The following is a 24482-nucleotide window of genomic DNA, read 5'->3' as shown; positions in this document are numbered from 1 at the left end:
CATCCTATTCACGTAACAGTCGTTGTGCATATTAGCGCAACGACTGTTACGCTAATATGCCAGGCCCGCCCTTTCCGGAGGTCCCCGCCCGTCACGACGGCCGCCGGCCGATTCTAGACGGGTTCACCGACGCCACGCGCATCGCACCCGGGCCGTGGCGGCCCGCACAGACAGATCCGCATCACCACACCCCTGAGGAGGAGCGGCGATGACGACCACCGTGGTCAGTCCTGCCGAGAGCCACGCGCTCGTCAACGGCCGGCGGCTGGCCTACGTCGACTTCGGCGGCGACGGCATCCCGATCCTGGCCGTGGTCGGGCACTTCGGCCGGGCCAGGATGTTCGCCCCCCTGGCCGCCGCCCTCGCCCCCGCCTACCGGGTGATCTCACTGGAGCAGCGCGGTCACGGCCACAGCGACAGCGACGGCGACTTCAGCCGGGAGGCCTACATCGCCGACGCCGCCGCGTTCCTGCGCCACCTCGACCTCGGCCCGGTGATCGCGCTCGGCCACTCGATGGGCGGCGTCACCGTCTACCAGCTCGCCGCCCGCCACCCCGACCTGGTTCGCGCCCTGGTCGTCGAGGAAGCCGGCGCCTTCAACCGGCGACCGGAGATACCCCACCCGGTCCTGGACATACGAAGCTGGCCCCGCCGCGCCGCCAGCCTGCGCGAGCTGCGCCTCCAGGTCGAAGCCCACGGCATCCCCGACGCGAGCTACTTCATGGAGAGCGCCGTCGAGCACCCCGACGGCTGGGGCTTCCTGTTCGACCACGACGACATGGTGAACTCCCAGCTGGCCCTGGTCGGCGACTGGTGGGCCGACTGGCTCGGCTCGCACTGCCCGGCCCTGTTCGTGCACGGCCTGGACAGCTTCATCCTGCCCACCACGATGGCCAATCAGATGGCCGAGCGACGGCCGAACACCGTACTGCGGGAACTGCCCGGCTGCGGCCACTGGGCCCACGACGACGACCCGGACGCCTTCGCCCAGGCCGTCCGAGACTTTCTCGCCGGCCTGTGAAAGGAACTCGCCCGAGGTCCGGATACGGCCACGCCGCGAGCACACGAGGTCCGCGCAGGCCGTCTGACGCCTTCGCCGAGATCGCCAGCCTGCTCGCTCAGCCAGGATCGCGATCGTGGGTTGGGCTTACCCTGGCCGCACCCCTCATCCGGTCTGCTGTGCCTCCACGAGAACCTCCCCGGCGTCCGTCCGGTAGTAGAACACGGATCGCCCGGCGCGTCGCCGCCGGATCAGGGCGGCGTCGAGCATGATCTTGAGGTGCCGGCCCACCGACCCCAGGCTCTGGCCGGTCAAGGCCACCAGTTGCGTCGTGGTCTTCGGACTTTCGAGGAGGACGAGGACAGCCGCTCGGGCCGGCCCGAGCAACCTGCTCAGGCTCTCGGGCGCCGACGCCCGGCCCGCCTCGGCCAGGAGGCCCGAGCACGGGTACACCACCGCGTGCCGGTGCGCGAGATCCCAGGAGACCCAGCTTTGGCGTGGCGTCACGGGGACGAACATCAGCTGCGCTCCGGACAACTCCCGTGGGGGGTGGTCATGCGTGGTGATCTGCAGGCGGCTCTCTCCGAGCCAGCGCATCCCGGGACGCATGTCATCGAGGGCCGCCGCCCAACCGCCGTGGCTCAGCTTCGCCGTACGCGTGATGATGTCGGCCTTGATGATCTCACGACGCCGTGGCCAGTAGGGGAGGACCGATTCTCCCCACACCTGTTCCAGCAGGGCGGCGGTGCGTTCGGGGAGGTCGGAACGACGCAACCGCGTGGGGAGCGGGCCGCCGAGGGACTCGGTGAGGTCGGCGCAGACCGTCTCGGGTGGGGTCTGACGGATACGCGCGACCTCCTGCTCGAAGGTGGGTTCGTCCTCGCCGGTCGGGGTGGGGGTGAGAAAGGTGGCGTTCCAGGTGCGGCCCAGGGCGGCCCGGATGAGCAGCGCGGTGATCGGGTCGTCGGACAGCCGCTTGCGGTAAGCGGGCAGGTGGGCATCGAGCCACGCGCGCTCACCCGGGTGCGCTGCCGTCGCACGTTCCAAGCTCTTGAGGCTCGCGGTGGCCTCGGCCAGAGGAGAGACGACGAACCGGACCCGCGCGAGGGTGTCCGCGTTGACCTGCCACCAGCCCATCGTTTCGCCTCCCGGCGAAACAGTACCGGTCCGACGACAAGGTCATCGAGACTCCGCCCATGCGCACCTACCGCGGGCTCTTTCGCGCGCCGGAGTTCACCCCGCTCTTTCTGACCTCCGCTGGGCAGATCACCGCTCAAACGGTCAGCGGGCTGGCTCTGGGCACGCTGGTCTACACGGCCACCGGCTCGCCCCTGCTCGCCTCCCTGGCCATGTTCGGATCCGCTCTCGGCCAGGTGATCGGCGCGACGACGCTGCTGTCGGCCGCCGACCGGCTGCCGCCGCGCGTCACGCTGACCGGCCTGGCAGTGGTCTCCGGCCTCGGCATCGCCGCCCAGGCCATCCCCGGCCTGCCCATCTGGGTGATCTTCGGCATCAGCCTGGTCCTGGGGACCCTCGCCGCACTGGGCGGCGGGGTGCGCTACGGATTGCTCAACGAGATCCTCGAGCGAGACGGGTACCTGCTCGGCCGCTCCGTCCTCAACATCTCGGCCGGTATCGTGCAGATCTGCGGGTTCGCGGCCGGTGGCCTCCTCATCACCGCCCTGTCACCGCGTGGCGCGCTGCTCACAGGCGCCGTGTCGTACCTCGCCTCTGCGGCCGTCGCCCGGTTCGGTCTCAGCCACCGCCCGCCGCGCGCGACGGGGCGGCCGTCTGCGATCGTGACCTGGCGCACCAACGTGCGGCTCTGGTCCTCCAAGCCCCGCCGCAACGTCTACCTGGCCCTCTGGGTTCCCAATGGGCTGATCGTCGGCTGCGAGTCCCTCTACGTCCCCTACTCCCCTCGGCATGCCGGTCTCCTGTTCGCCTGTGGCGCGGTCGGCATGCTGGTCGGGGACGTCTGGGCGGGCCGGTTCGTCTCCCGGCGGTGGCGGGAGCGGCTCGGAGTTCCGCTGTGCCTTCTGCTGGCCGTACCGTACCTGATCTTCGCCCTGGACCCGCCGCTGCCGCTCGCCATCGCCGCCGTCACGGTCGCCACCGTCGGTTACTCGGCCGGTCTGGTGCTGCAGGAGCGGCTGATGGACCTGACGCCGGACGAGCTGAGCGGACAAGCTCTCGGTCTGCATTCCTCCGGGATGATCACCATGCAGGGCCTGAGCGCCGCCCTCGCGGGTGCCGTCGCGCAGTACACCACGGCCTCGACGGCGATGGCCGTGATGGCGGCGGCCTCCGTCGTGGTCACCCTGATCCTGGCTCCCGGACTGCGCCCCGGCCACGCGAAAGCCGAGCAGGCGGCCCGCCCCTCTTGACCCCGGAGCCTGTGCGATCCTGCCCGTGCGAGCAGCGCTCGGCCCTTGGCGACACACGATCCCGGTAAGTCAGTCGCTCGGATTCAGGGGGTTGCCAGGCGAGTAGTCGCCGAGGCTGGTGAGCAGCTTGCGAAGCAATCCGGCGAGATGTTCCTGGTCGGGGCCGCTCAGTCGGCTGAGGAGCTTCGCCTCCAGGTCGACATGGGCGGCGACGATCGGGTCGATCAGCTCCCGGCCGCGCTCGGTCAACGTGATCAGCACGCTGCGCCGATTAAGGGGATCGACCTCGCGGGTCACCAGCTCCCTGGCGACGAGACGGTCGATCCGGTTGGTGATCGCTCCGGAGGTGACCATCGAGGACTCGACCAGCTGCCCCGCGGTGAGCCGATACGGATGCCCGGACCGGCGCAGCGTCCCCAGTATGTCGAATTCCCATAGCTGCAGGTCATGCGTGGCGAAATGGTCACGAAGCTCGCGTTCGAGCAGTCGGCAGGCGCGCTGGATCCGGGCCACCACGCCCATCGGCGTGGGGTCGATGTCGGGCCGCTCGGTCCGCCACTGGTCCAGCCGCCAGTCGACGTTGTCCTCCACGAGCCTGCCTCCTCCAGAACATCTCAACGTGAAACTGTTTGACGTCATCCTAACAGGCGGCTACATTCGCCAACATTGAATAGTTCAACGTTAAGGAGACTAGATGACGCAGGCTCTGAGCCGGCCGGACGTGGTTACCGCGTCCCAGCCCGGCACCACCCTGACAGTGACCGCGCTGACCGCGGTCGCGCCGGTCAGTTGGGGCACCACGTACCTGGTCACCACCGAGTTCCTCCCGACCGGCCACCCGTTGGTGTCCGGTGTGATCCGCGCGTTGCCGGCGGGGCTGATCCTGCTCGCCATCACGCGCAGGCTGCCGCACGGCAAGTGGCTGTGGCGCTCGTTGCTGCTCGGCACCCTCAACATCGGCGCGCTCTTCGCATTCCTGTTCGTCGCCGCCTATCGACTGCCGGGCGGCATCGCGGCGACCCTCACCGCCGTCCAGCCGTTGTTCGTCGTCGGCCTGGCGTTCCTGCTGCTCAATGAGAAGCCCACACGCTGGCGGGTCGGCTGGGGCCTGGTCGGCGTGGCGGGCGTCGCGTTGATCGTCCTGCGCGGCCGGCTCTCCTTCGACCTGCTCGGCGTCCTGGCCGGCATCGCAGCCGCCGGCGTGATGGCCGGCGGGATCGTCCTGACCAAACGTTGGGGACGTCCGGAGGGCGCCGGCGCAGCGACCATCGCCGGCTGGCAGCTCACCGCCGGCGGTCTCGTGCTCCTCCCGCTCGCGCTCGCGTTCGAGGGACTTCCGTCCGAACTGGATCTTCGTGCGATCGGCGGCTACGCGTGGCTGGCTGTTGTGGGCGCCCTGCTCGCTTACCTGGTCTGGTTCCGCGGCATCGGCAAGCTGCCCGTGGTCGCCGTGTCGTTCCTCGCCCTGCTCTCACCCATGGTCGCCACGATCCTGGGCTGGCTGTTCCTCGGTGAATCCCTGATGCCGTGGCAGGGCGTCGGGTTCGTGCTCGCGCTGACCGCCATCGCCGCCGCGCAGCTGCCCCCCGACGTCGTCCGCACCCTGATCCGTATCCCCGTCACCACCAAAGGAGAATGAGCGTGTCGCGCACCGTGCTGATCACCGGAGCCACCGGAACCGTGTCCGCCGCACTGATGAACGCGCTGGAAGGCGCCGATGTGGACCTTCGTGCTCTCGTCCGTGAAAAGTCCAAAGCGGACGGCCCGCGCGAGCAGGGCGCCGAGGTCGTCGTCGGTGACCTCGATGACGCCCGGTCGCTGCCGGCCGCCTTCGAGGGCGTGCAGGACGTGTGGCTGCTCACCCCGAACGGCCCGCGCGCTCCGGAGAACAACATGAACGTCGTGTGGGCCGCACGCCAGGCCGGTGTGGAGCGCATCGTGCGCCTGTCCGTCGTCGGCGCGGCACACGACGCGCCGAACCGCAGCGGCAGGCTGCACGCGCTGTCGGACCGGGAGACCGAACGATGCGGCATGCGCTGGACGATCCTGCGTCCGCACTGGTTCATGCAGAACCTGCTGAACGAGGCGGGCGACATCGCCGCCACCGGCACGTTCTCGCTGAACATGGCCTCGGCGCGGATCGGTATGATCGACGTACGCGACATCGCCGAATGCGCCGCCCGCGTGCTCCTCGACGATCCGGACCGCCACCACGGCCAGACGTACACCCTCACCGGCCCGCGCTCGCTGACGTTCGACCAGGTCGCCGATCAATTGAGCCTCGCTCTCGGCAGGTCCATCACGTACCTGCCGGTCAGCGACGACGCCAAGCGCAAGACACTGCTCGGCTACGGCGTTCCGAGATGGATCGCCGACATGCTCGAGGAGTACGCGCAGGCGTATGTCTCCGGCTGGGGAGACGTCGCCACCGATACGGCCGCCGACCTCCTCGGCCGCCCCCCGCGCGACATCGCCGACTTCGTCCGCGACCACGCCGCAGCGTTCACCTCGGCCGACGGCGACTGAACGGGCGTTGCCGCAGGCTACGGCGACCAGCCGCCGGCCTCGGCATCCCGAACCTCCCACGGGCCGCCGACCACCAGGACGATCACCGGAAGTTCCGGCCAAGGCACCTGCCCTGCCGGGCTAGCGCAGCCACCGCAGAGCTGCGTCGGCGCAGTCCTCGGGGCTGCTGTTGAAGGCGATGGCCGCGTCGGGCGCGTGCTGCCGGACCAGGTTGACCACCTTCTCGAAGAATTCGAGCAACGGCTCGTGCGTGCGGATGCCGCCCCCGATCACCACGCAGACGTAGTCTTCGCGGGTCAGCGCCTCCACGATCGCTCCTTCGGGGTTCTCGTCGAGTGCCACCAGGCACCAGTCGGCCTCGATACCGTGATCGTCGAAACGGGCCTGACCGCGTGCCATCGCCGCCTGGACCGGCCCCGGGTCCCAGCCCTGCAACTTGGCGGGATCGAGACCGACCACCAGTACTTGTGCCACTGTCACGCGTCCTCCTTGGTTGCGCTCCGCCGTCCACCACCACGTTTCAGATCGTTGCGCTGGAGGGTTTCCTGGTCGGCGGCCGTGGGTGGTCGGGCAGGTCAGGGAGTCTCGAGGGGGCGGCGTCGTGCACCTGCTGGAAGATCACCGAGGTGCGGAAGCCGGCGATCTCCCGGCGCTTGCTGAGCCGGTCGAGCAGGAAGGCGTGCAGGTGGTCGAGGTCCTGGACGGCGACGTGGAGAAGGAAGTCGTCACCGCCTCCCAGCACGAAGACGCTGAGCACTTCGGGCATGGCGCTCGCGGAGTCCTGGAAGGTATCGATGACGGTGCGGCTGAGGGGGCGCACCTGCACCGACACCATGGCCTGGACGCTGCGGTTCAGCGCAGCCGGGTTGATCTCGGCGTGGTAGCCACGGATGACGCCACGGCGGGTGAGCGCCCTGACGCGTTCCAGGCAGGTGGAGGGCGCGACCCCGAGCCTGCGTGCCAGTTCGCGGTTGGACTGCCGCGCATCTGTCTGGAGGAGCCGGATGATTTCCGAATCAAGTTCGTCCATGTACGGCAGTCTGCCAGTGGTTCCGCTCATACGTACGATCAGGCGGTCAAATCGCGGCCGAGTGACCAATCCTTGGAGGAAGCACCACTCGTATGACAGGGAGGGTCGATGGCATGTCTCTTGTCCACGAACAGATTCTGATCCGCACGGGGCCGCGCTCTGGTCTGCCGGTCATCGTCGCCGTGCATTCGTCGGCACTCGGGCAGGCCGTCGGCGGATGCCGGCTCTGGCGCTACGCCGACTGGCAGGACGGCCTCACCGACGCGTTGCGCCTGTCGGCCGGCATGACCGTCAAATGCGCCGTGGCCGGGCTGGCGAACGGCGGCGGCAAGACTGTCGTCGCCGCGCCCCAGGGCGCCGAGCTGGACGCGGCCATGCGCCGTGCGGTGCTGGACGACGTGGCCGACACGATCGCATCACTGGACGGGGTGTATGCGACCGGTCCCGACGTCGGAACGACTCCACAAGACATGGCGGTCATCGGTGAGCGCACCCCTCATGTCTTCTGCAAGCCTGCACAGCAGGGCGGCAGCGGCGACTCCTCCCCGGCCACCGCGCTCGGCACGCTGGCGGCACTGCGCGCGGTAAGCCAACGCCTCCACGGCACTCGGTCGCTCGCCGGCGTGCGCCTGTCGCTGGTGGGGCTGGGCAGCGTCGGCATACGGCTGGCGCGCCTGCTCTCCGCTGAGGGAGCCGACCTCCTGGTCAGCGATATCGACCCGGCCAAGCGGGCAGAAGGCGGGGAACTCGGCGCCACCTGGGCCTCGCCCGAGCAAGCCCTCACCGCGGACGTCGACATCCTCGTCCCGGCCGCGCTCGGCGGCATCCTGACCGCGGACGTCGTGCCGCGGCTGCGCTGCGCCGCCATCGCGGGGCCGGCCAACAACCAGCTGGCCGCCGGAGCCGTCGCCGATCTCCTGCACCGGCGTGGCATCGTCTGGGTGCCCGACTATGTCGTCAGCGCGGGCGGAGTCGTCAACGCGCTCGCCAGGGAACTGCGCCACGAAACCCCTGACGAGGCACGCGAACACGTCGAGGCCATCGAGCACACCGTCGCCGACCTTCTCGACACGGCGGAACACCGGCAGACGACACCCGCCCAGGCCGCGATGGAACTGGCCCGGCTCCGCCTCTCCCCCGCTTCCTCCACCCCGCGACCCACGTCCACGTGAGCGAGAAACGGATGGTCGCTGACATTTGGTCCGCGATCCGCCGATCCTCACGAAGCGGCCGGCGTGGCGCGCCTAGGACTGACCGGCATCTCTTCCCCGCTGTCGCCCGGCCGCGGTGGCCGGGCTCACGTCCACGGGCGTGACGAGCCGCCGATCATGGCCGACGGTGCGCGACGGGCCGGTCAGCCGTACGACGCTCTGGCACGGCAGATCCGCCGCCGAGGTGCCGACGAGCACCTCGACGTCCCCCGGCTCGACGATCCGCCGCAGGTCACGCCCGGTGAAGGCGGTCCGGTCAGCGTGTACGTGGAACCGCACGTCAGCGCGCTCCCCCGGCGCCAGCCGGACCCGCCCGAACCCGGTCAGCTGCTTGACCGGCCGGGTCACCTGGGCGACCACGTCGTGCAGGTAGAGCTGTACGACCTCCTCGCCGGCCCGGCCACCGGTGTTGCGGACCCGTACCGAGACGGTGAACTCGCCGTCGGTGGGCACCTCGGTGTCGCTGATCCGCAGGTCGTCGACCTCGAAGGTGGTGTAGGAGGTGCCGTGGCCGAACGGGAACAGCGGGGTCGGGTCGAGGTTGCTGATGCCCTGGCTGTTGGCGCCCAGCGGCGGCTGTAGGTAGGTGCCCGGCTGTCCGCCCGGCCCCTTGGGGATCTGCACGGGCAGTTTGCCCACCGGCTGGACGCGGCCGGACAGGACGCCGGAGATCGCCGCCCCGCCTTCCTCGCCGGGCATGAACGCCTGGACCAGCGCGGCGGCCTCGGCGTGCACCTCGCCCAGGGCGTACGGACGGCCGGAGACGACGACCACGACGACGGGCGTGCCGGTGGCGGCGAGCTCGGCCAGCAGGTCCGCCTGCACGCCGGGCAGGCGCAGGTCGTCAGCGTCGCAGCCCTCACCCGAGGTGCCCAGCCCGAACATGCCGGCCAGGTCGCCGACGACGGCGACGCACAGGTCCGCCTCACGCGCGGCGGCCACCGCGGCGGCGAAGCCGGAGCGGTCCCCGTCACGTACGTCACAACCGCGCTCGTGGACGATCGCGCTGTCCGGCAGCTCGGTGCGCAGCGCGTCGAGGACGCTGGGCGCCGCGACGCCGAGCCCGAGCTCGGGATGGCGGGGCAGCACGTGGTTGGGGAAGGCGTAGCAGCCCATGAAGGTGTGCGGGTCGTCCGCGCAGGGGCCGACGACGGCGATCCGGCGCGGGGCCGCGCGTCCTTCGCCGAGCAGGGGCAGCGTGGTGCCGGCGTCGAGCAGGATGACGGACCGCTCGGCCATCTCCAGGGCCAGCTCGCGGTTGGCCGGCGAGTCCAGGTCCACGGTGGCGGCCCCGGACACCGAGCCTTCCGGCGTCCAGTCCGGGTCGAGCAGGCCGAGCGCCACCTTCTGGGTGAGCAGGCGGCGCGCCGCCCGGTCCACCAGGGACTCCGGCAGCTCGCCCCGGCGTACCCGCTCCACCAGGTTCTCGCCGAAGCCGATGGTCTCGGGGAGCTCCACGTCGAGGCCCGCGGCGAGCGACATCGCGCCCGCCTCGGCGGCGTCCGCGGCGACCCGGTGCATCGAGGCGAGGAACGGGACCGCCCAGTAGTCCGAGACGACGGTCCCGGTGAATCCCCACTCGTCGCGCAGCAGGTCGGTGAGCAGCCAGGAGTCGGCCACGGCGGGGACGCCGTCCACATCGGAGTAGGAGTTCATCACCGAGCGCGCGCCGCCGTGCGTGAGGGCCGCCTCGAACGGCGGCAGGATCATGTCCATCAGCTCGCGGCGGCCCATGGGAACGGGTCCGTGGTTGCGGGCCGCCCGCGAGGCGGAGTAACCGGCGAAGTGCTTGAGCGTGGCGATGATCCCGGCGCCCTCCAGGCCGCGGACGTAGGCGGCGCCGAGCGTCGACACGAGGTGCGGGTCTTCGCCCATCGTCTCCTCGACCCTGCCCCAGCGGTAGTCGCGCACCACGTCGAGCACCGGGGAAAGGCCCTGGTGCGCGCCCACGGCGCGCATGTCGCGGCCGATCGCGGCGGCCATCCGCTCCACCAGGTCAGGGTCGAACGTCGCGCCCCAGGCGATGGCCGCCGGGTAGACGGTCGCACGGTAGGCGGTGAAGCCGGTGAGGCACTCCTCGTGGACGATCGCCGGGACGCCGAGCCGAGACCGCTCCACGATCGTGCGCTGCAGTCTGACCACCTCCGCGGCGCCTTCCTGCGCGGTCACGGGCGCGCTGCCGAACACTCGCGTCACATGGCCGAGCCCGTTGCGGACCGCCTCCTCGAAAGGGACCGTCCCGGAGGCCGCGAACACGTCCTGCATCGGCGCCACATTCTGCGTGCCACCGGCCTCGGGATCGATGGCCGGCTCGGGTTTGTCAGCGGCGCGCATCTCGTTGCCGACCCAACGGCTGCCGAGCTGGCCCACCTTCTCCTCAAGGGTCATCTCCGCAAGGAGAGCATCGACCCGGGCGGCCACCGGAAGAGTCGGGTCCTGCCACGGGCGAAGCGCCCGGCCTGCCGGCGCGGTCGAGTCTAGAGCGGTCATGTGCTGCTCTCCTTTGGGCACGGTTCTTACCGAAGGTTTCGAAATATTTCGGCGCCGTGAGCAACCCGGGCGGGAAACCTCATCGAGACCATATCGCCGGGAAGACCCCCTGGCGGAAGTACCATACACGTGGTTTCCCGAGACCTTTTCAAGGCCCTGGGCAGGAGTCTTGACACGACAATTCCCGATACTTAGATTGGCGTGCCACAGTCTGTTTCGTAAATGTTTCAATAGCCGGCTCACTGAAGAGTGGAAAAGCGGCATCGGGGGGTGCAGATCCACCGCCGGCCCGTTCGAGGTTCAGCGAGCCGCGGCTAAGCCCCCGGCATACGAGTGCGGAGATCAGCGTGGAGCCCAGGACAACATCGCGTCGCAACTTCCTTGCCCTTTCCATGGGCCTGCCCCTTGGAGCCGCGCTCGCCGCGTGCGGCACTTCAGGTCCGACCAGGCCCGGTGCCGAAGCGAGCAGCAGCAGCGGCGCTGGTGCCGCGGGCGCCACCTACTGGTACCTGTCGGTGCAGCCACAGGAAGGCGTCCGCACCAGAACCATGGAGAGGTTCAACAAGGCCAACCCCACCGGCACCATCAAGGGGACGACCTTCGCGAACGACGCCTTCAAGACCAAGATCAAGACGGCGATCGGAGCCGGCCAGGCGCCCACGCTCATCTGGGGCTGGGGCGGCGGCGGTCTGCGCAGCTACGTGCAGGCCGGCCAGGTCGAGGACCTCACCTCGTGGTTCGACGAGAACGCCGCGGTCAAGGACCGCCTGTTCGACTCCTCCTTCGGCGCGGCCACCATCGACGGCAAGATCTACGCGATCCCCTGCGAGACGATGCAGCCCATCGTCCTCTACTACGACAAGCGCGCCTTCGAGAAGATCAACGCCAAGCCGCCCGAGAGCTGGGGCGACATCATGGCCCTGGTGCCCAAGTTCAACGCCGCGGGCATCGCACCGTTCTCCCTCGGCGGGCAGTCCCGCTGGACGAACATGATGTGGCTGGAGTTCCTCTTCGACCGTATCGGCGGCCCCGAGGTGTTCCAGGCCGTGTTCGACGAGAAGAAGGACGCCTGGAACAACCCGATCGCCATCGACGCCCTGACCAAGATGCAGGAGCTGATCAAGGCCGACGGGTTCATCAAGGGCTTCTCCTCGATCACCGCCGACTCCAACGCCGACCAGGCGCTGCTCTACACCGGCAAGGCCGCCATGATGCTGCACGGCGGATGGTGCTACGGCAGCATGAAGGCCGACGGCGGTGACTTCGTCTCCGGTGGCCACCTCGGCTACATGAACTTCCCGCCGGTCGAGGGCGGCAAGGGCGACCCCACCAACACCGTCGGCAACCCCGGCCAGTACATGTCGATCTCCTCCAAGGCGACCCCTGAGGCGAAGGAGATCGCCAAGAAGTTCTTCGCCACCGAGCTGATGAGCGACACGGCGGTCAAGGAGTGGGTCGGGACCGGCGCGGTGCCGGTCGTCAAGGGCTCCGACAAGGAGTTCGCCGCCTCCGAGGACGCCGACTTCCTGAACTTCGTCTACGGCATCGCGGTCAACGCCAAGGCGTTCGCCCAGTCCTGGGACCAGGCCCTCAGCCCGACGGCCGCCGAGGTGCTGCTGGACAACATCGCCAAGCTGTTCCAGCTGTCGATCACACCGCAGGAGTTCGCCACGAACATGAACGCGGTCATCGGCAAGTGAGCACGTTCGTGACCTCCGCCACGGCCCCCGGAAAGAAGGGCCGTGGCGGCTCGCTCGGCTGGCTGGCCCTGCCGGCGCTGGCGTTCTTCGTCGCCTTCGCCGTGGTCCCGCTGGTCGGAGTCCTATTGCTCAGCTTCACCACCTGGGACGGACTCGGCGAGATCGAGCTGTCGGGTCTCGACAGCTGGACCGCCGTCCTCAGCAACCCGGGGCTGATGCACTCGCTCTGGGTGACATTCCTGGTGATGGTGCTGTCGTGGGCCTTCCAGACGCCGCTCAGCATCCTGCTCGGGGTGTTCCTGGCCGGCCGGCAGCGCTACCGCGCGGTGCTGGCGGTGGTGTACTTCATCCCGCTGCTGCTCAGCTCGGCCGCCATCGCCATCACGTACAAGGCGCTGCTCGACCCGAACTTCGGGCTCGGCGCAGGGCTGAAGATCCCGCTGCTGGTGCAGGACTGGCTCGGCGAGCCGAGCCTGGCCGTCGGCGTGGTGGTCTTCGTGGTGTCCTGGCAGTTCATCCCGTTCCACTCACTGCTCTACCAGGGTGGCGTACGGCAGATCCCGCGTTCCATCTACGAGGCCGCGGAGCTGGACGGCGCGGGCCGGGTGCGCATGTTCTGGAGCATCACCATGCCGCAGCTGAAGTACACGATCATCACGTCGTCGACGCTCATGGTCGTCGGGTCGCTGACCTTCTTCGACCTGATCTATGTGATGACCGCCGGCGGGCCGGGCGACGCGACCCGGGTGCTCGCCCTGGACATGTACAAGCGAGGGTTCCAGGCCAACCTCATGGGTCCGGCCAGCGTGATCGCCGTCATCCTCGTCCTCGTGGGCCTCTTCCTGGCGCTGTTACTGCGCCGAATCGGTGGCGGTAACAACAGCGACAGCCAGTTGGAAGGTGCCTGACATGGGGACGCCGCTAGCAACGCGCCCCAGAGAGAGCGCTCCCAGGCGGCATCGACACCGTCGCGACGTCAGGCCGGCCAGCCAGAAGAACTGGATCGGCGGTGCGTTCGGCTGGATCTGGCTGCTGATCGTGATAGTGCCGATCTACTGGATCGTCATCACCAGCTTCAAGTCGCAGAGCAACTACTACGCGACCAATCCGCTGGTGCCGCCGACCGAGCCGACCCTGGCCAACTACGTCATGGTCATCGAGTCGGACTTCCTGCTGTACTTCGTCAACAGCATCATCGTCACGCTGGGCGCGGTCGTCCCCGCGGTCATCGTCTCCTTCATGGCGGCCTTCGCGATCATCCGCGGCGGCAGAGGCCGGTTCCTGAGGTCGGTGAACTCGCTCTTCCTCATGGGCCTGGCCATCCCGCTGCAGGCGACGATCATCCCGGTCTATCTGATCATCATCCGGCTGAACCTGTACGACTCCCTGCTGGGGATGATCCTGCCGTCGATCGCCTTCGCGATCCCGCTGTCCGTGCTGGTGCTGTCGAACTTCATCCGGGACATCCCCAAGGAACTGTTCGAGTCGATGCGGCTGGACGGCGCCACCGAGTGGGGGACGATGTGGCGGCTGGCTTTCCCGCTCACCCGGCCTGCCGTGGTCACGGTGGCGATCTACAACGGGCTGACGATCTGGAACGGGTTCCTGCTGCCGCTGATCCTCACGCAGACTCCCGACAAGCGGACCCTGCCGCTCGCCCTGGCGGCCTTCCAGGGCCAGTACAGCGTGAACGTGCCGGCCGTGCTCGCCTCGGTCCTGCTCACCACGCTGCCCATCCTCGTCATGTACATGGTCGGCAGGCGTCAGCTTCTCAGCGGCCTGACCGCCGGTTTCGGTAAGTGACGGCCGTCCGCGCGCCCAGCGCGGACGGCCCGTCCAACGGCTCTCTTGACATTCCCTGTGTTGAACAGGGGGTCTGTCAACGCGGATCTTTCGTGTCCTTCGCGTGCCCGCTCGCACCAGTCACGAACGTACGGCGGTGGGTCACACGATCTGGATGATGTGCTTTCCGCGTACGCCGCCGGCCTCCAGGGCTCGGTGAGCGGCGGCGATGTCAGCCAGGGGGTGCACGGTGTCCACGACGTGGCGGACGTCGCCGTTCTCCACGTACCGGGCCAGCTCGGCGAACAGCTCGCGTCTGGGGTTGCCACTGAAGAAACGCACTCGCCGGGAGCCGTAGACGGTCGAGGCGAGGAGGTAGGAAAGGCCGGCGAGGATGTTGTCGACGTCGAAGGCGATGGCCACCATGCGTCCGCCCGGGGCCAGCAGCCTGCGGTAGACGGCGTGCTGAGTGCCGACGGTGTCCATGATGACGTCGAACGTACCCAGTTCGGACGGGTGGCTCGTCCGGTAGTCGAGGACCTCGTCGGCGCCCAGGCCGTGGACGAAGTCGAGGTTCTTCGAGCCCGCGAGAGCGGTGACGTGAGCGCCGAGGAGCTTGCCGATCTGGACTGCGACGCTGCCGACACCGCCGCTGGCGCCACGCAGCAGGAGACGCTCGCCGGGCTTGAGGCGGGCTTTGGCGCGCAGGGCGGTGATCGCGGTCGTTCCGCCGGCCAGAAGGGAGACGGCCTGCACCGGAGTGAGATCGGCGGGGGCGACGGAAACCTGCCGTGGGTGGACGGCCACATACTCCGCCGCGCTGCCGAACCGCCGCGGCAGACCGCCCCACACCCGCTCTCCTTCGCGCAGTCCGGTCACTGAGGAGCCGACCTCGGCGATCTCGCCGGCGAAGTCGATTCCGGTGCGCTGGGGGAAGCGGCGCCCCGTCACCAACCGCACTCGCCCGGCCCGGCCGTACAGCTCGCCGCCGTTGACGCTGGCCGCGTGGACGCGTACCAGCACCTGGTCGGGCTTGACGTCCGGCACCGGGACCTTGCCCTCGTACAGCACCTCCGGGGGCCCGTAACGGTCGTAGAGGGCCGCGCGCATCTCGTTCACGATCTCGTCCTGTTCTGTCGCCGGAGCCGCCGGCAGAAGGAGTGTTCTGCCTGCTCACCAAGCTAGCCAGCTAAACGGGCGATCCATTCCACTTACGCTAAAGTGAGAGACATGCCTGCTCAGTCCTCTCGGAAGCCACCTGCTCTCGCCGATGAACCCCGTCCGGCTGCCGCGGCCACACGGATGCGCGCTGACGCCAGGCACAACCGCGAGCGCATCCTCCAGGCCGCCCGCCAGGCATACGCCGTCCACGGGATCGACGTGCCCATCACCACGGTCGCCCGCCGGGCCGGCGTCGGGGCCGCCACCCTCTACCGGCACTTCCCCACCCGCGCCGCACTCATCACCGAAGCCTTCGCCGAACAGTTCGCCCGCTGCGTCGCGGTCCTGGAGGAGGCTCTGGAGGACCCCGATCCCTGGCGCGGGTTCTGCTCCGTCGTCGACAAGGTGTGCGCCATGCAGGCCACCGACCGAGGCTTCACCGCCGCGTTCCTCTCCCAGTTCCCCGACGCCATCGACTACGACCGCGAACACAGCCGCGCCGAGAAAGGCCTCGCCCTGCTGGTGCAGCGGGCCAAAGACGCCGGGCGACTGCGCGACGACTTCGACCCCACCGACATCACCCTCGTGCTCCTGGCCAACAGCGGCACCGTCGGAGAGTCCCAGCACGTCTCGCTGGCCGCCTCTCGACGCCTGGTCAGCTATCTCCTCCAGTCCTTCCAGGCCGGCCACGCCGACCCCCTGGCTCCGCCCGCACCTCTGGGACTGCACCAGATCCACAAGCTCTCACCGCGACGCGATCGGCCTACTGCCGGAGCTGAGGTCTGAGGAACAGCGGAACCGCCCTGGCGGTATCGGCGCAGCCAGCGGGCGGACCACAGCCTCCGAGCGGCGAGTACGGCGCCGGCATGTGGTGGCCGAAGGCCTCACCCGTCGAGTGAGATCGCGTTCTTGGCCGCGTCCACCGACTCCTCCGAAGCGGGCCCGTCGGAGTTCTCCGTGGCGATCGCCTGGTTGACCAGGACGAAGGGGCGCATCCGCTCCTCGTAGCGGTCGAAACCGGCGCGATGGTCCTCCCCCGCGTCGCCGAGTGCGTCGGCCAGCACGTAGGCGCCCACCAGGGCGAGGCTGGTGCCCTGGCCCGACATCGGCGAGGGACAGTAGCCCGCGTCGCCGAGCAGCGCCACCCGGCCTCGCGACCAGTGATCCATCCGGATCTGCGCCATCGCGTCGAAGTAGAAGTCCGGCGCCTCCCACATCGCCTTCATCAGCCTCGGCGTCTCCCAGCGCAACCCCGCGAGCCGGTCGGCGACCAGCCTCTTCTGCGCCTCGACGTCGCGGTGGTCGAAGGCGAGCGGTGCGGAGTCGAACCCGACGGTGACCCTGAGCTCGGTGTTGTCCCGCACCGGATAGATGCCGTATCCGGCGTCGCCCTCCCTGAGCCAGACCTGCCAGTTGTCGAGGTCCAGGAAGTTCTCCGTGGCGAAGATCCCCAGGTGGGTGCCCAGCGGGTGGATGAACCGGCTCTCCTCGCCGAAGACGATGGCGCGGACGTTGGAGTGCAGCCCGTCCGCGCCCACCACCAGGTCGAATCTCCGGGGCTCGCCCCGCTCGAAGCGGGCCAGCACCCCGTGCTCGTCCTCCTCCAGAGCGGTGATGGAGTCGCCGAAGACGTATTCGGCGGCGGACTCGGTCCGTTCGTGCAGCAGCCGGGTCAGGTCCTCGCGCAGCAGCTCGACGTCGTCGCCGTCGAGCCGGCCCCCGCTGTAGGTCTTCTCGGTGGAGCGTCCCACCTCGTTGCCGTCGCCGTCGAGCATCGTCATGCCCCGCATCCGCGTGCGGGCCCGCCGTACCTCTGCTCCGATGCCCATCCGCTCGGTCACCTCGAGCGCGGCCCCGCGCACATCGATCGCCTGACCGCCCATCCGCGGGGCCGGGGCGCGCTCCACCACGGTCGGCGCGAAGCCGCGGCGGCTCAGCCAGTAGGCCAGCGCCGGGCCGGCGACGCTCGAACCAGAAATCAGTACAGTCTTCATCGAACCCTCCAGATACGGTGTACGCGGATTGAATATACGCCGTACATGCACACCGTCAGGCCAGGTGAAGAAGCCAGTGAGCTAGTACAGAAGAGAGCGTTGAAGGGCCCCGCGCCTGCTAAGTTCTGTACTAGTACAAGCAGGTGAAGGGGACAAAATTCGTGAAACTCGATCCTCCCTATCTGCGGATCGTCGCCGACCTCCGGCGGCGCATCGCGGACGGTGACCTCGCCCCCGGCGATCGGGTGCCCTCGACCCGGCAGATCGCACGCGAGTGGAACGTCGCCCTCGCCACCGCCACCAAGGCGCTGACCGCGCTCTCCCAGGAAGGGCTGGTGCGCGCCCAGCCCCGCGTCGGCACCGTCGTGGCCACGCCGGCCGCCCCGCCGCGCGGCGGCCGGCAAGGGCGGCGGGGCGCCGTCCCGGAGGCCGAACTGACCCGTGACCGCATCGTCCGCGCCGCCATCGCCATCGCGGACGCCGAAGGACTGGCGGCGCTGTCCATGCGCGGCGTCGCGGCCCGGCTGGGCGTCGCCACCATGTCGCCCTATCGGTACGTCACCAGCAAGGACGATCTCGTCCTGCTGATGGCCGACGCCGCGTTCGGCGAGCAGACCTACCCCGCCGACTTCCCGCCCGGCTGGCGGGCCCGGGTCGAACTCGGCACGCGCACGCTGTGGGCGCTGTACCGCAGACATCCGTGGCTGGCGCAGATCCACCCGCTCACCCGCCCGCTGCCGCTGCCGAACATGCTGGCTCACGCCGACTGGCTGCTGAGCGCCCTCGACGGCCACGGCCTCGATTCGACGACCATGCTCAACCTGCACGTGCTGTTCTACGCCTACGTCCAGGGCATCGCGGTCAACCTGGAACAGGAGGCGCAGGCCGAAGCCGTCACTGGCCTGACGGAGAGCCAGTGGATGGACACCCAGGAGGCCGCGCTGGAGGAGATCGCCGCCTCGGGCCGCTACCCCGCCTTCGCCAGAACCGTCGCCGGTCTCGACGGCGGTTACGACCTCGACCTCGACGAGCTGTTCGAGTTCGGCCTCCAGCCGCTGCTCGACGGCGTCGCCGTACGCATCGCGAACGCGAACGCGGCGTCCCGGCCCGCGAACCGCTCCCGCTAGGCGTGGGGCGGTGAGCACCTCGGCGAGCCGGTTCATGGACTCCCGTCACCCCGGCCAGGCGGCCCTCGCGCACGCACCCCGCGAGGTGCCCGGATCGCGGCCGGCCAGATCACGCGTCGAGTGACCTCTTCAGGAAGTCCAGCTCGAGCTGGAGCAGGGTGTCGGCCACTCCCTCACGGGCGACGAGATGACCCACACCGGTCAGCGGCAGGACGGTGTGCGGCCGGCCTGCCGCGAGGAGCGCCGCGGAGAGGCGCAGCGTGTGAGCCGGGAACACGTTGTCGTCGGCGAGCCCGTGGACGAGCATCAGCGGGCGGGTCAGCCGGTGCGCGTGGGGCAGCAGTGAGCTGCGCTCGTAGTTGCCGGGCTGGACGTCGGGGTGCCCGAGGAAGCGTTCCTCCCAGTAGGTGTCGTACAGCCGCCGGTCGGTCGGCGGCGCTCCCGCGACCGCGGCGTGGAACACGTCGGGACGGAGCAGGACGGCGCCCGCCGCGAGGTAACCGCTGAACGACCAGCCCCGGATGCCCACCCGGTCCAGGTCCAGGTCGGCGTACCGCTCGGCGGCCGCGTGCAGCGCGTCGATCTGATCCTCCAGCACGGGTGCCAGGCGGTCACCGAGGATGCCCCGCTCCCACTCCACTCCGCGCCCGGGGGTGCCGCGCCCATCCGTGGCCAGTACGGCGAAGCCCTGCTCCGCCCACCATTGGCACACCGCCGTGTACCACGCGCGGGCCATGGTGACGACCTGCAGGCCGGGCCCGGAGTAGGGGCTGAGCAGCACCGGCAGCCTGCGTGACCCCTCCTGGTGCCAGGAGGGCAGGTGCAGCCGGCTGCGCAGTTCCCGCCTTCCCAGGCTGAGATGGATCGGCCTGGGCGTGACCAGCGGTTCCTCGGTGAGGACCGCGATCGCCCCGGCCGGTTCCCCGCCGTGCAGGACCGTCACCGTGTGTCCGTCCAGCGTCCTGCTGTCGAGGACGATCGTGTCGCCGCCCACCGCGGCCGAGTGCACCCCGGGGGCGTCGGTCAGCCGGACGAAGCCGTGGCCGGGTTCGTGCGACCAGACGTGGACCTCCGTGGGTTCCCGGCTCGCGGTGAAGAAGACCCGCTCACCCACGGCTCCCAGGACCTCGCGGACCTGCAGGCCGTCCGGGCTCAGGGTGGTTCCGATCCGGATCATCCGGGCGTCGGCGTGCTGCCAGGAGACCACCGGTGTGCCCGCCGCGGTGCGCAGGGGCGTGCCGGGCCGGAACGACACCCAGGCCGGGTCGGCCGTCCGGGTCAGCAGTTCGACGTCACCGCTCGCCGGATCGACGGCGATGGTCCACATCGTGCGCTGGTCGCGGGTCTGGAGGCTGACCACGGGGCCGGCGCCGTCCCAGCCGGCGGTGACGACGTACTCGAACGCGGGGGCGTTCCAGACGCCGCGCGGTGTGCCGGTCTCGTGCGCCGCGGCCGGCAGCCGGACGGGTGTGTGGCCGCCCGCGATCGTGACGACGCGCAGCGAGGTCTGCGCGTTGGCCGTGCCCGCCGCCGGGTAGGGGACCGACCGGGGCGGACGGGCGGGGTTGGACGGATCGGCGATGTACCGGCGTTCCACCATCGAGGTGTCGACCCTGGCCACCAGCAGCGCGTCGCTGTCCGGGGACCACCAGTAGCCGCGCGTCCTGCCGATCGACTCGGTCGCGGTGTGATCGGCCAGCCCGTAGGTGACGTCGGGGTCTTCGGGCCGGGCCAACGGCCGATCATCGGTGCCGTCGGCCCCTATGACGTGCAGCGCGCCCCTGCAGATGTAGGCGATCGAGGTGCCGTCCGGGGACGGGCGCGGCTCGGTCACCGGGCCGGCGGTGGTGAGGCGGCGCGGCACGCCGCCGTCCGTCCGTACGGTCCACAGCGCGCCGTCCAGGGCGAACGCCGCGAGGCGTGCCTCCCGGTCGGTCGCGTACGCCACCACCCCCGTCGCATTCTCGCGGGCCCGCTCCAGCGTGGTGGACCGGTCGTCGTCGCCGGGGGACGCCGGGTCGGCGAGGACACGTTCCCGCCCGTTCTCGTGCAGCCACAGCAGGCCGCGCGGGGCGCCGCCCGAGACGGACCGCACGAAGAGCACGCGCTGCCCGTCCGGTGAGACGGTGAACTGCCGGGGGACGCCGAGCGAGAAGCGCCGGGTGCGGGCGAACTGGCGGGGGAATCCGCTGATTTCCATGATCTGCGATCTCCAAGGGCATGCCGGGGAGCGCCACCGGTCGAACCGGTGGCGCGGTGTCGGGAATGCGTCTCAACGACAAAGGCTCCAGGTCGGTGACCTGGAGCCTGACTGCGGGAACGGCCGACACGACGGCGACGGCCGTGTCGCGGTCGTCGGCGTTCCGGGCGGATCGGGCGGATCGGGCGGGAAGGCGGGAATCGGCCCGGCGGCCTCACCGGCCGGGGCGAGCCTTCCGTGCTCATCCGCAAAGGATCTTACCACGAGGGCCGGTTCGTCCCCTACGGCGGCGCCTCAAAGCTGCTGCGGGCAGGTTCGGTGACCGGGCGGCGTGGTCTCACGGGTGGTCCAGGGTGGCGGGAACTGCGTCCTGGAGGCCGTTGACGCCGGGATCGGTCTCCTGCTCGCCGTCACCGTCGTCCGGGGGCTCCGGTGCGGGGCGGCAGTCCTGGGCGCAGCCCTCGAAACGCGCCGTGTTCAGGGGCGTGAACGACGTCGGGGGGACGTCCGCCAGTGCGCCGATCATCGTGTCCTTCCAGATCGGCCCGGGCAGGGTCGCCCCATCCACCGACCCGTAGTACCGCCCGCCGATCGTCACCCCGGTCAGCTTGTGGTCCTGGGAGCCGCGCGGGTCCCCGATGCTCACCGCCGCCGCCAAATCCGGGGTGAATCCGGCGAACCAGGCGGCCGCGTAGTCGTCGGTGGTGCCCGTTTTGCCCGCCGCGTCGCGCCCGATGCCCCCGACGCCGCGCATCGTGCCCTTGGTGAACACGCCGGACAGCACCTCCGCCGTCGCGTCGGCGATCTCGGGATCGAGCGCGTGGCGGCACTTCGGCCGGTACCGGGTGGACGTGCCGTCCCGGTCGGTGATCCGCGTGATCGCCATCGGCGCGCAGTACTCTCCGCGCGCCGCGATGGCCGCGTACGCGTTGGCCACCGTCACCGGGTCCATCTCGTTGATGCCGAGCGTGAACGTCTCGTACTCCTGTGTCTTCCGCCCGTCGGCGCGGCGGATGCCCAGCGACTTGGCCGTGGTGACCGTCTCGCAGAGCCCCACCCGCTGCTGCAGTTCCATGAAGAAGGTGTTCACCGAGCTCCAGGTGCCGGTCCGCAGCGTCTTCCACCCCGGGGAGCCCTCGTCGTTGGTGACCGTGTGCGTCGGATCGCCGACGTTCTCGCCCGCGCAGTTCTTGAACGTCGTATAGCCGGGCGCCAGGTATCCGGCGCCCGCCCGCAGGCCGTCGTCGAGCTTCATGCCCTGCTGCAACGCGCTGATCAGGGTGAAGGTCTTGAACGTGGAACCCGCCTGGAATCCCGTGCCGCCGCCGTGCGCGACGTCCGCGACGACGTTGTAGGAGATCTCGTTCCTGGCCTTGCTGGGGCCGTACGGCCTGCTCGCCGCCATGGCCTTGATCGCTCCGGTGCCCGGCTGGACCAGGGCCTCGGACGCGACGGGGCCGTCAGCGGCGCGCACGTATCTGCTGATCGCCCGCTCCGCGGCCGCTTGCATGACCGGGTCGATCGTCGTCCTGATGGTCAGCCCGCCGCGGTTGAGCATCTTCAGGCGCTCGTCGGCCGTCTTGCCGAAGTCGGGGTTGCTGAGGACTTCGCGGCGGACGTACAGGCAGAAGTACGGATTTTTGCTGGACTGGCAGCCGCCGGGAAGCTTTGTGCCCTTGTAGCCGAGCTTGGTGGCCTTCGCCGCGGCCGCCTCGGCTGGGGTGATCTTGCCGAGCTCGGCCATCCGGTCCAGCACGACGTCACGGCGCTGCTGCAGCCGCTTGCGGTGTTTCCTGCCGAGGTTCGGGTCGGTGGCGTTCGGATCCTGTACGGCGCCCGCCAGCGTCGCCGCCTGGGCCAGGGTGAGCTTGCCGGCCTTGACGCCGAAGAACCGTTTTGCCGCCGCCTCGACTCCGTAGGCACTCGCGCCGAAGTACGCGATGTTGAGATATCTCTCCAGAATCTGGTCCTTGGAGTACTTCTTCTCGATCCCCATGGCGTACCGCAGCTCTTTGAGCTTGCGCGCGTAACTGGCCTCCAGAGCGGCGTTCCGCTCCGCTTTCGTGTCGGCGGAGTTCAGCAGCACCTGCTTGACGTACTGCTGGGTGATGCTCGACCCGCCCTGGCTGACCTCACCCGCCCGCAGGTTCGTGGTGAGCGCGCGCAGCGTGCCCTCGATGTCGATCGCGCCGTGCTCGTAGAAGCGGAAGTCCTCGATCGCGACGATCGCCGTCGTCATGACCTCGGCGATCTCCTCGAAGCCGACGACCTCCCGGTACTGCTCGTAGAAACGCGCGATCTCCTGGCCCTTGGCGTTCTGCACGGTCGTGGCCTCGGCGAGCGGCGGCTCGGCGAGGTCGACCGGTTTGAGGCCGGCCTCCCCCGCCGCCGTCACGAACCCGAGACCCCCGCCCCCCACGGCAGGCAGCGCCATTCCCGCCACTAGCACGCCCGCCGCCGCCCCCGCCGCGGCCAGCCGTACGACCTTCGTCCCCCGTCGTGCCATCAGAGTCCGCCCGGTCCGCTCGCCCGGAGGGTGGCGGGCACCGTCGAGGCCGTGTCCGTGGCGAGGGCGCCACCCGTCGAGATCGTCACCGCGATGGCGCGCAGCCCAGCCGGGAGACGGCGGATGCGGAGACTTCGCATGTCATCGTCCTTGTTGTCGTCAGTCAGAGGTCAGGAGCAAAGCAGAACGGCTCAGTTGTTGTCCAATAGCGATATCAGCTGACATTGATATCCGATTGGATATGAACGCTGGAGGCTAGGGGTTCACCAGCCCCGAGGGGCAGCTGAGATGGCCGGAAGGGATGGCAGCGCCATCTTGAGCGGCCATCCCGTCTCGCCCCCCGCAAGACTTCGTGCCCTGCACCGGCGGGTGAGTGACATCGCGCAGTCCTGCGCCATTCCCGCAAGCACGGCTTGGAGAACCCATCGTCGGGAAGACGGGACAGTCCCGGGCGCCTGACGTACCGTCAGGACATGACCACCGACGACGACGCCGCCGGGGAGATCTGTGACATCTGCCTGGGCGGCGGCGGGGAGTGGATCGACCGGAACGGCACCAGCCCGGCCCACCAGGTGTGGGTTCCCTGCTCGACGTGCGCGGGGACGGGACGGCGATGACCGACCCGATCACCTGCCCCGAGTGCGGCGGCCGCAAGGTCCAGCGGTTCGGCCGGCTGGCGCTGCGCTGCCGCTTCTGCCACGGCCGCGGCTGGGTCGGCGCCGAGCACGAGCCCGCCGAACCCCGCCCGGGACCGCCGCCGCCCCCGCCTGCGGCCTGGGAGCACAAGGTGTGGCGCGAGGAGCAGGTGCGGGAGGCGCTGGCCTGCCACTACTGCTTGGACGCGGGCAGCGTGACCCGGGTGGACCGGCAGGCCCGCACGCTGGTCAGCGCGCCGTGCCCGGCGTGCCAACCGGGGGCCGCTCCTCCCCAGTCCTGACCGGCCATCCGCCGCGTGCGAGATCGCGCACCACATCCCCGTGTTGGGTGGGGCGGCCAAGCCCGCGCGGGTCCGTCGCTGGGCCCGGCCCTGATCTGACCCCGGGCAGGGCGAGGTACGGTTGCCGTGTCCTCGCCCTGGGCTTTTGGGCGTTACGGCCTCCACTGCTCCGTCGGCGACACACCCGGCAGCGGCTTGCCAATGAGGGCCAGCCAGCGCCGCCATCCACCCGGCGCTCGTCAACGGCCTCGCCGGCCTGGTCAACACCATCGACGACCAGCTCATCTCCGTCATGAGCTTCACCATCGCCGACGGCAAGATCGCCACCATCGATATCCTGTCCGACCCCGACCGGCTGGCCCAGCTCAACCTCACCCGTCTGGAGCCGTGAAACCTGACCAGGTTGACACCCCATCGCCGACGCGCCGGTC

At 69.8% G+C, this 24482-nt stretch carries 22 protein-coding genes; 12 read left to right on the top strand and 10 right to left on the bottom strand.

The annotated features are described in order from the left end of the window. The first annotated feature begins 208 nt into the window (after positions 1-208). Positions 209-1021 (top strand): alpha/beta fold hydrolase, encoded by an 813-nt coding sequence (locus MBA17_RS09550; RefSeq protein ID WP_238495944.1) that lies wholly within the window; start codon positions 209-211, stop codon positions 1019-1021. Between the two features lie 144 nt (positions 1022-1165). Here MBA17_RS09550 and MBA17_RS09545 read toward each other — a convergent pair whose 3' ends face one another. Next, complete coding sequence (locus MBA17_RS09545) at positions 1166-2137, bottom strand: ArsR/SmtB family transcription factor (protein ID WP_238495943.1); 972 nt, start codon at positions 2135-2137, stop codon at positions 1166-1168. Between the two features lie 59 nt (positions 2138-2196). Between MBA17_RS09545 and MBA17_RS09540 the strand changes: the two genes are divergently transcribed. Then, entirely contained in the window at positions 2197-3387 is a 1191-nt protein-coding gene (locus MBA17_RS09540) for an MFS transporter (RefSeq protein ID WP_238495942.1), read from the top strand. 69 nt (positions 3388-3456) lie between these two features. On the opposite strand, the gene MBA17_RS09535 is transcribed toward MBA17_RS09540, so the two are convergent. Next, on the bottom strand, positions 3457-3978 hold the full coding sequence (locus MBA17_RS09535) for a MarR family winged helix-turn-helix transcriptional regulator (protein ID WP_238495941.1): 522 nt from the start codon (positions 3976-3978) through the stop codon (positions 3457-3459). A 103-nt stretch (positions 3979-4081) separates the two neighbouring features. Here MBA17_RS09535 and MBA17_RS09530 point away from each other — a divergent pair, with 103 nt between their 5' ends. Continuing rightward, positions 4082-5026 carry an EamA family transporter gene (locus tag MBA17_RS09530; RefSeq protein ID WP_238495940.1) on the top strand — a complete coding sequence of 315 codons (945 nt, stop codon included), beginning with the start codon at positions 4082-4084 and terminating at the stop codon, positions 5024-5026. 2 nt (positions 5027-5028) lie between these two features. Then, positions 5029-5913, top strand: a complete 885-nt coding sequence (locus MBA17_RS09525; RefSeq protein ID WP_238495939.1) for an SDR family oxidoreductase — start codon at positions 5029-5031, stop codon at positions 5911-5913. Positions 5914-6033: 120 nt separating this feature from the next. Here the strand turns inward: MBA17_RS09525 and MBA17_RS09520 are convergent, their stop codons facing one another. Both MBA17_RS09520 and MBA17_RS09515 read right to left on the bottom strand, forming a co-directional pair. Further along, positions 6034-6393 carry a hypothetical protein gene (locus tag MBA17_RS09520; RefSeq protein WP_238495938.1) on the bottom strand — a complete coding sequence of 120 codons (360 nt, stop codon included), beginning with the start codon at positions 6391-6393 and terminating at the stop codon, positions 6034-6036. A gap of 40 nt (positions 6394-6433) precedes the next feature. Further along, on the bottom strand, positions 6434-6943 hold the full coding sequence (locus tag MBA17_RS09515) for an Lrp/AsnC family transcriptional regulator (RefSeq protein WP_238495937.1): 510 nt from the start codon (positions 6941-6943) through the stop codon (positions 6434-6436). Positions 6944-7056: 113 nt separating this feature from the next. Here MBA17_RS09515 and MBA17_RS09510 point away from each other — a divergent pair, with 113 nt between their 5' ends. After that, positions 7057-8115, top strand: coding sequence for a Glu/Leu/Phe/Val family dehydrogenase (locus MBA17_RS09510; RefSeq protein WP_238495936.1), 1059 nt, complete (start codon positions 7057-7059; stop codon positions 8113-8115). A gap of 72 nt (positions 8116-8187) precedes the next feature. Here the strand turns inward: MBA17_RS09510 and MBA17_RS09505 are convergent, their stop codons facing one another. Further along, entirely contained in the window at positions 8188-10644 is a 2457-nt protein-coding gene (locus tag MBA17_RS09505) for a glycoside hydrolase family 3 N-terminal domain-containing protein (RefSeq protein WP_238495935.1), read from the bottom strand. 392 nt (positions 10645-11036) lie between these two features. Here MBA17_RS09505 and MBA17_RS09500 point away from each other — a divergent pair, with 392 nt between their 5' ends. Genes MBA17_RS09500 through MBA17_RS09490 form a run of 3 tightly spaced genes read left to right on the top strand, consistent with a single transcriptional unit; the run spans position 11037 to position 14147 of the window. Further along, on the top strand, positions 11037-12344 hold the full coding sequence (locus MBA17_RS09500) for an extracellular solute-binding protein (protein WP_238495934.1): 1308 nt from the start codon (positions 11037-11039) through the stop codon (positions 12342-12344). After that, positions 12341-13252 carry a carbohydrate ABC transporter permease gene (locus tag MBA17_RS09495; protein ID WP_238495933.1) on the top strand — a complete coding sequence of 304 codons (912 nt, stop codon included), beginning with the start codon at positions 12341-12343 and terminating at the stop codon, positions 13250-13252. Before MBA17_RS09500 ends, MBA17_RS09495 begins: the two co-directional genes overlap by 4 nt. Before the next feature lies 1 nt (position 13253). Then, on the top strand, positions 13254-14147 hold the full coding sequence (locus MBA17_RS09490; RefSeq protein ID WP_238495931.1) for a carbohydrate ABC transporter permease: 894 nt from the start codon (positions 13254-13256) through the stop codon (positions 14145-14147). Between the two features lie 141 nt (positions 14148-14288). On the opposite strand, the gene MBA17_RS09485 is transcribed toward MBA17_RS09490, so the two are convergent. Next, a complete protein-coding gene (locus MBA17_RS09485) occupies positions 14289-15236 on the bottom strand; it encodes an NAD(P)-dependent alcohol dehydrogenase (RefSeq protein WP_238496247.1) in 948 nt (315 codons plus the stop codon). Positions 15237-15428: 192 nt separating this feature from the next. Between MBA17_RS09485 and MBA17_RS09480 the strand changes: the two genes are divergently transcribed. Beyond that, complete coding sequence (locus MBA17_RS09480) at positions 15429-16073, top strand: TetR/AcrR family transcriptional regulator (RefSeq protein ID WP_238495930.1); 645 nt, start codon at positions 15429-15431, stop codon at positions 16071-16073. Positions 16074-16171: 98 nt separating this feature from the next. Here the strand turns inward: MBA17_RS09480 and MBA17_RS09475 are convergent, their stop codons facing one another. Continuing rightward, complete coding sequence (locus MBA17_RS09475) at positions 16172-17281, bottom strand: FAD-dependent monooxygenase (RefSeq protein WP_238495929.1); 1110 nt, start codon at positions 17279-17281, stop codon at positions 16172-16174. 161 nt (positions 17282-17442) lie between these two features. Here MBA17_RS09475 and MBA17_RS09470 point away from each other — a divergent pair, with 161 nt between their 5' ends. Next, positions 17443-18408, top strand: a complete 966-nt coding sequence (locus MBA17_RS09470) for a TetR/AcrR family transcriptional regulator C-terminal domain-containing protein (protein WP_238495928.1) — start codon at positions 17443-17445, stop codon at positions 18406-18408. 109 nt (positions 18409-18517) lie between these two features. Here MBA17_RS09470 and MBA17_RS09465 read toward each other — a convergent pair whose 3' ends face one another. The 3 genes from MBA17_RS09465 to MBA17_RS09455 all read right to left on the bottom strand — a co-directional run bounded on the left by MBA17_RS09465 (position 18518) and on the right by MBA17_RS09455 (position 23254). After that, the gene (locus MBA17_RS09465; protein WP_238495927.1) at positions 18518-20608 is read right to left on the bottom strand and encodes a S9 family peptidase; all 2091 of its coding nucleotides are present in this window, start codon (positions 20606-20608) and stop codon (positions 18518-18520) included. A gap of 337 nt (positions 20609-20945) precedes the next feature. Next, positions 20946-23114: a transglycosylase domain-containing protein gene (locus tag MBA17_RS09460; RefSeq protein ID WP_238495926.1), complete on the bottom strand. Its 2169-nt coding sequence runs from the start codon at positions 23112-23114 to the stop codon at positions 20946-20948. Further along, positions 23114-23254 (bottom strand): hypothetical protein, encoded by a 141-nt coding sequence (locus tag MBA17_RS09455; RefSeq protein ID WP_238495925.1) that lies wholly within the window; start codon positions 23252-23254, stop codon positions 23114-23116. Before MBA17_RS09455 ends, MBA17_RS09460 begins: the two co-directional genes overlap by 1 nt. Positions 23255-23587: 333 nt before the next feature. Between MBA17_RS09455 and MBA17_RS09450 the strand changes: the two genes are divergently transcribed. After that, positions 23588-23731, top strand: a complete 144-nt coding sequence (locus MBA17_RS09450; protein WP_238495924.1) for a J domain-containing protein — start codon at positions 23588-23590, stop codon at positions 23729-23731. After that, positions 23728-24051, top strand: a complete 324-nt coding sequence (locus MBA17_RS09445) for a hypothetical protein (RefSeq protein ID WP_238495923.1) — start codon at positions 23728-23730, stop codon at positions 24049-24051. Before MBA17_RS09450 ends, MBA17_RS09445 begins: the two co-directional genes overlap by 4 nt. The last annotated feature ends 431 nt before the right edge of the window (positions 24052-24482 follow it).

It is taken from the genome of Dolomitihabitans soli (assembly GCF_022213955.1).
GTDB classification, from domain to species: domain Bacteria; phylum Actinomycetota; class Actinomycetes; order Streptosporangiales; family Streptosporangiaceae; genus Streptosporangium_A; species Streptosporangium_A soli.
This window is presented reverse-complemented; position numbering and strand designations above follow the sequence as displayed.

Excerpts from the sequence above, each read along its gene's own strand:
- MBA17_RS09485 (WP_238496247.1), bottom strand. The coding sequence starts at position 15,236 with ATGCGCGCGGCCCTCTACGACCGTTACGGGCCCCCGGAGGTGCTGTAC.
- MBA17_RS09550 (WP_238495944.1), top strand. The coding sequence starts at position 209 with ATGACGACCACCGTGGTCAGTCCTGCCGAGAGCCACGCGCTCGTCAAC.
- MBA17_RS09475 (WP_238495929.1), bottom strand. The coding sequence starts at position 17,281 with ATGAAGACTGTACTGATTTCTGGTTCGAGCGTCGCCGGCCCGGCGCTG.
- MBA17_RS09515 (WP_238495937.1), bottom strand. The coding sequence starts at position 6,943 with ATGGACGAACTTGATTCGGAAATCATCCGGCTCCTCCAGACAGATGCG.
- MBA17_RS09460 (WP_238495926.1), bottom strand. The coding sequence starts at position 23,114 with ATGGCACGACGGGGGACGAAGGTCGTACGGCTGGCCGCGGCGGGGGCG.
- MBA17_RS09490 (WP_238495931.1), top strand. The coding sequence starts at position 13,254 with ATGGGGACGCCGCTAGCAACGCGCCCCAGAGAGAGCGCTCCCAGGCGG.
- MBA17_RS09510 (WP_238495936.1), top strand. The coding sequence starts at position 7,057 with ATGTCTCTTGTCCACGAACAGATTCTGATCCGCACGGGGCCGCGCTCT.
- MBA17_RS09500 (WP_238495934.1), top strand. The coding sequence starts at position 11,037 with ATGGGCCTGCCCCTTGGAGCCGCGCTCGCCGCGTGCGGCACTTCAGGT.
- MBA17_RS09545 (WP_238495943.1), bottom strand. The coding sequence starts at position 2,137 with ATGGGCTGGTGGCAGGTCAACGCGGACACCCTCGCGCGGGTCCGGTTC.
- MBA17_RS09455 (WP_238495925.1), bottom strand. The coding sequence starts at position 23,254 with ATGCGAAGTCTCCGCATCCGCCGTCTCCCGGCTGGGCTGCGCGCCATC.
- MBA17_RS09530 (WP_238495940.1), top strand. The coding sequence starts at position 4,082 with ATGACGCAGGCTCTGAGCCGGCCGGACGTGGTTACCGCGTCCCAGCCC.
- MBA17_RS09480 (WP_238495930.1), top strand. The coding sequence starts at position 15,429 with ATGCGCGCTGACGCCAGGCACAACCGCGAGCGCATCCTCCAGGCCGCC.
- MBA17_RS09445 (WP_238495923.1), top strand. The coding sequence starts at position 23,728 with ATGACCGACCCGATCACCTGCCCCGAGTGCGGCGGCCGCAAGGTCCAG.
- MBA17_RS09465 (WP_238495927.1), bottom strand. The coding sequence starts at position 20,608 with ATGGAAATCAGCGGATTCCCCCGCCAGTTCGCCCGCACCCGGCGCTTC.
- MBA17_RS09540 (WP_238495942.1), top strand. The coding sequence starts at position 2,197 with ATGCGCACCTACCGCGGGCTCTTTCGCGCGCCGGAGTTCACCCCGCTC.
- MBA17_RS09505 (WP_238495935.1), bottom strand. The coding sequence starts at position 10,644 with ATGACCGCTCTAGACTCGACCGCGCCGGCAGGCCGGGCGCTTCGCCCG.
- MBA17_RS09450 (WP_238495924.1), top strand. The coding sequence starts at position 23,588 with ATGACCACCGACGACGACGCCGCCGGGGAGATCTGTGACATCTGCCTG.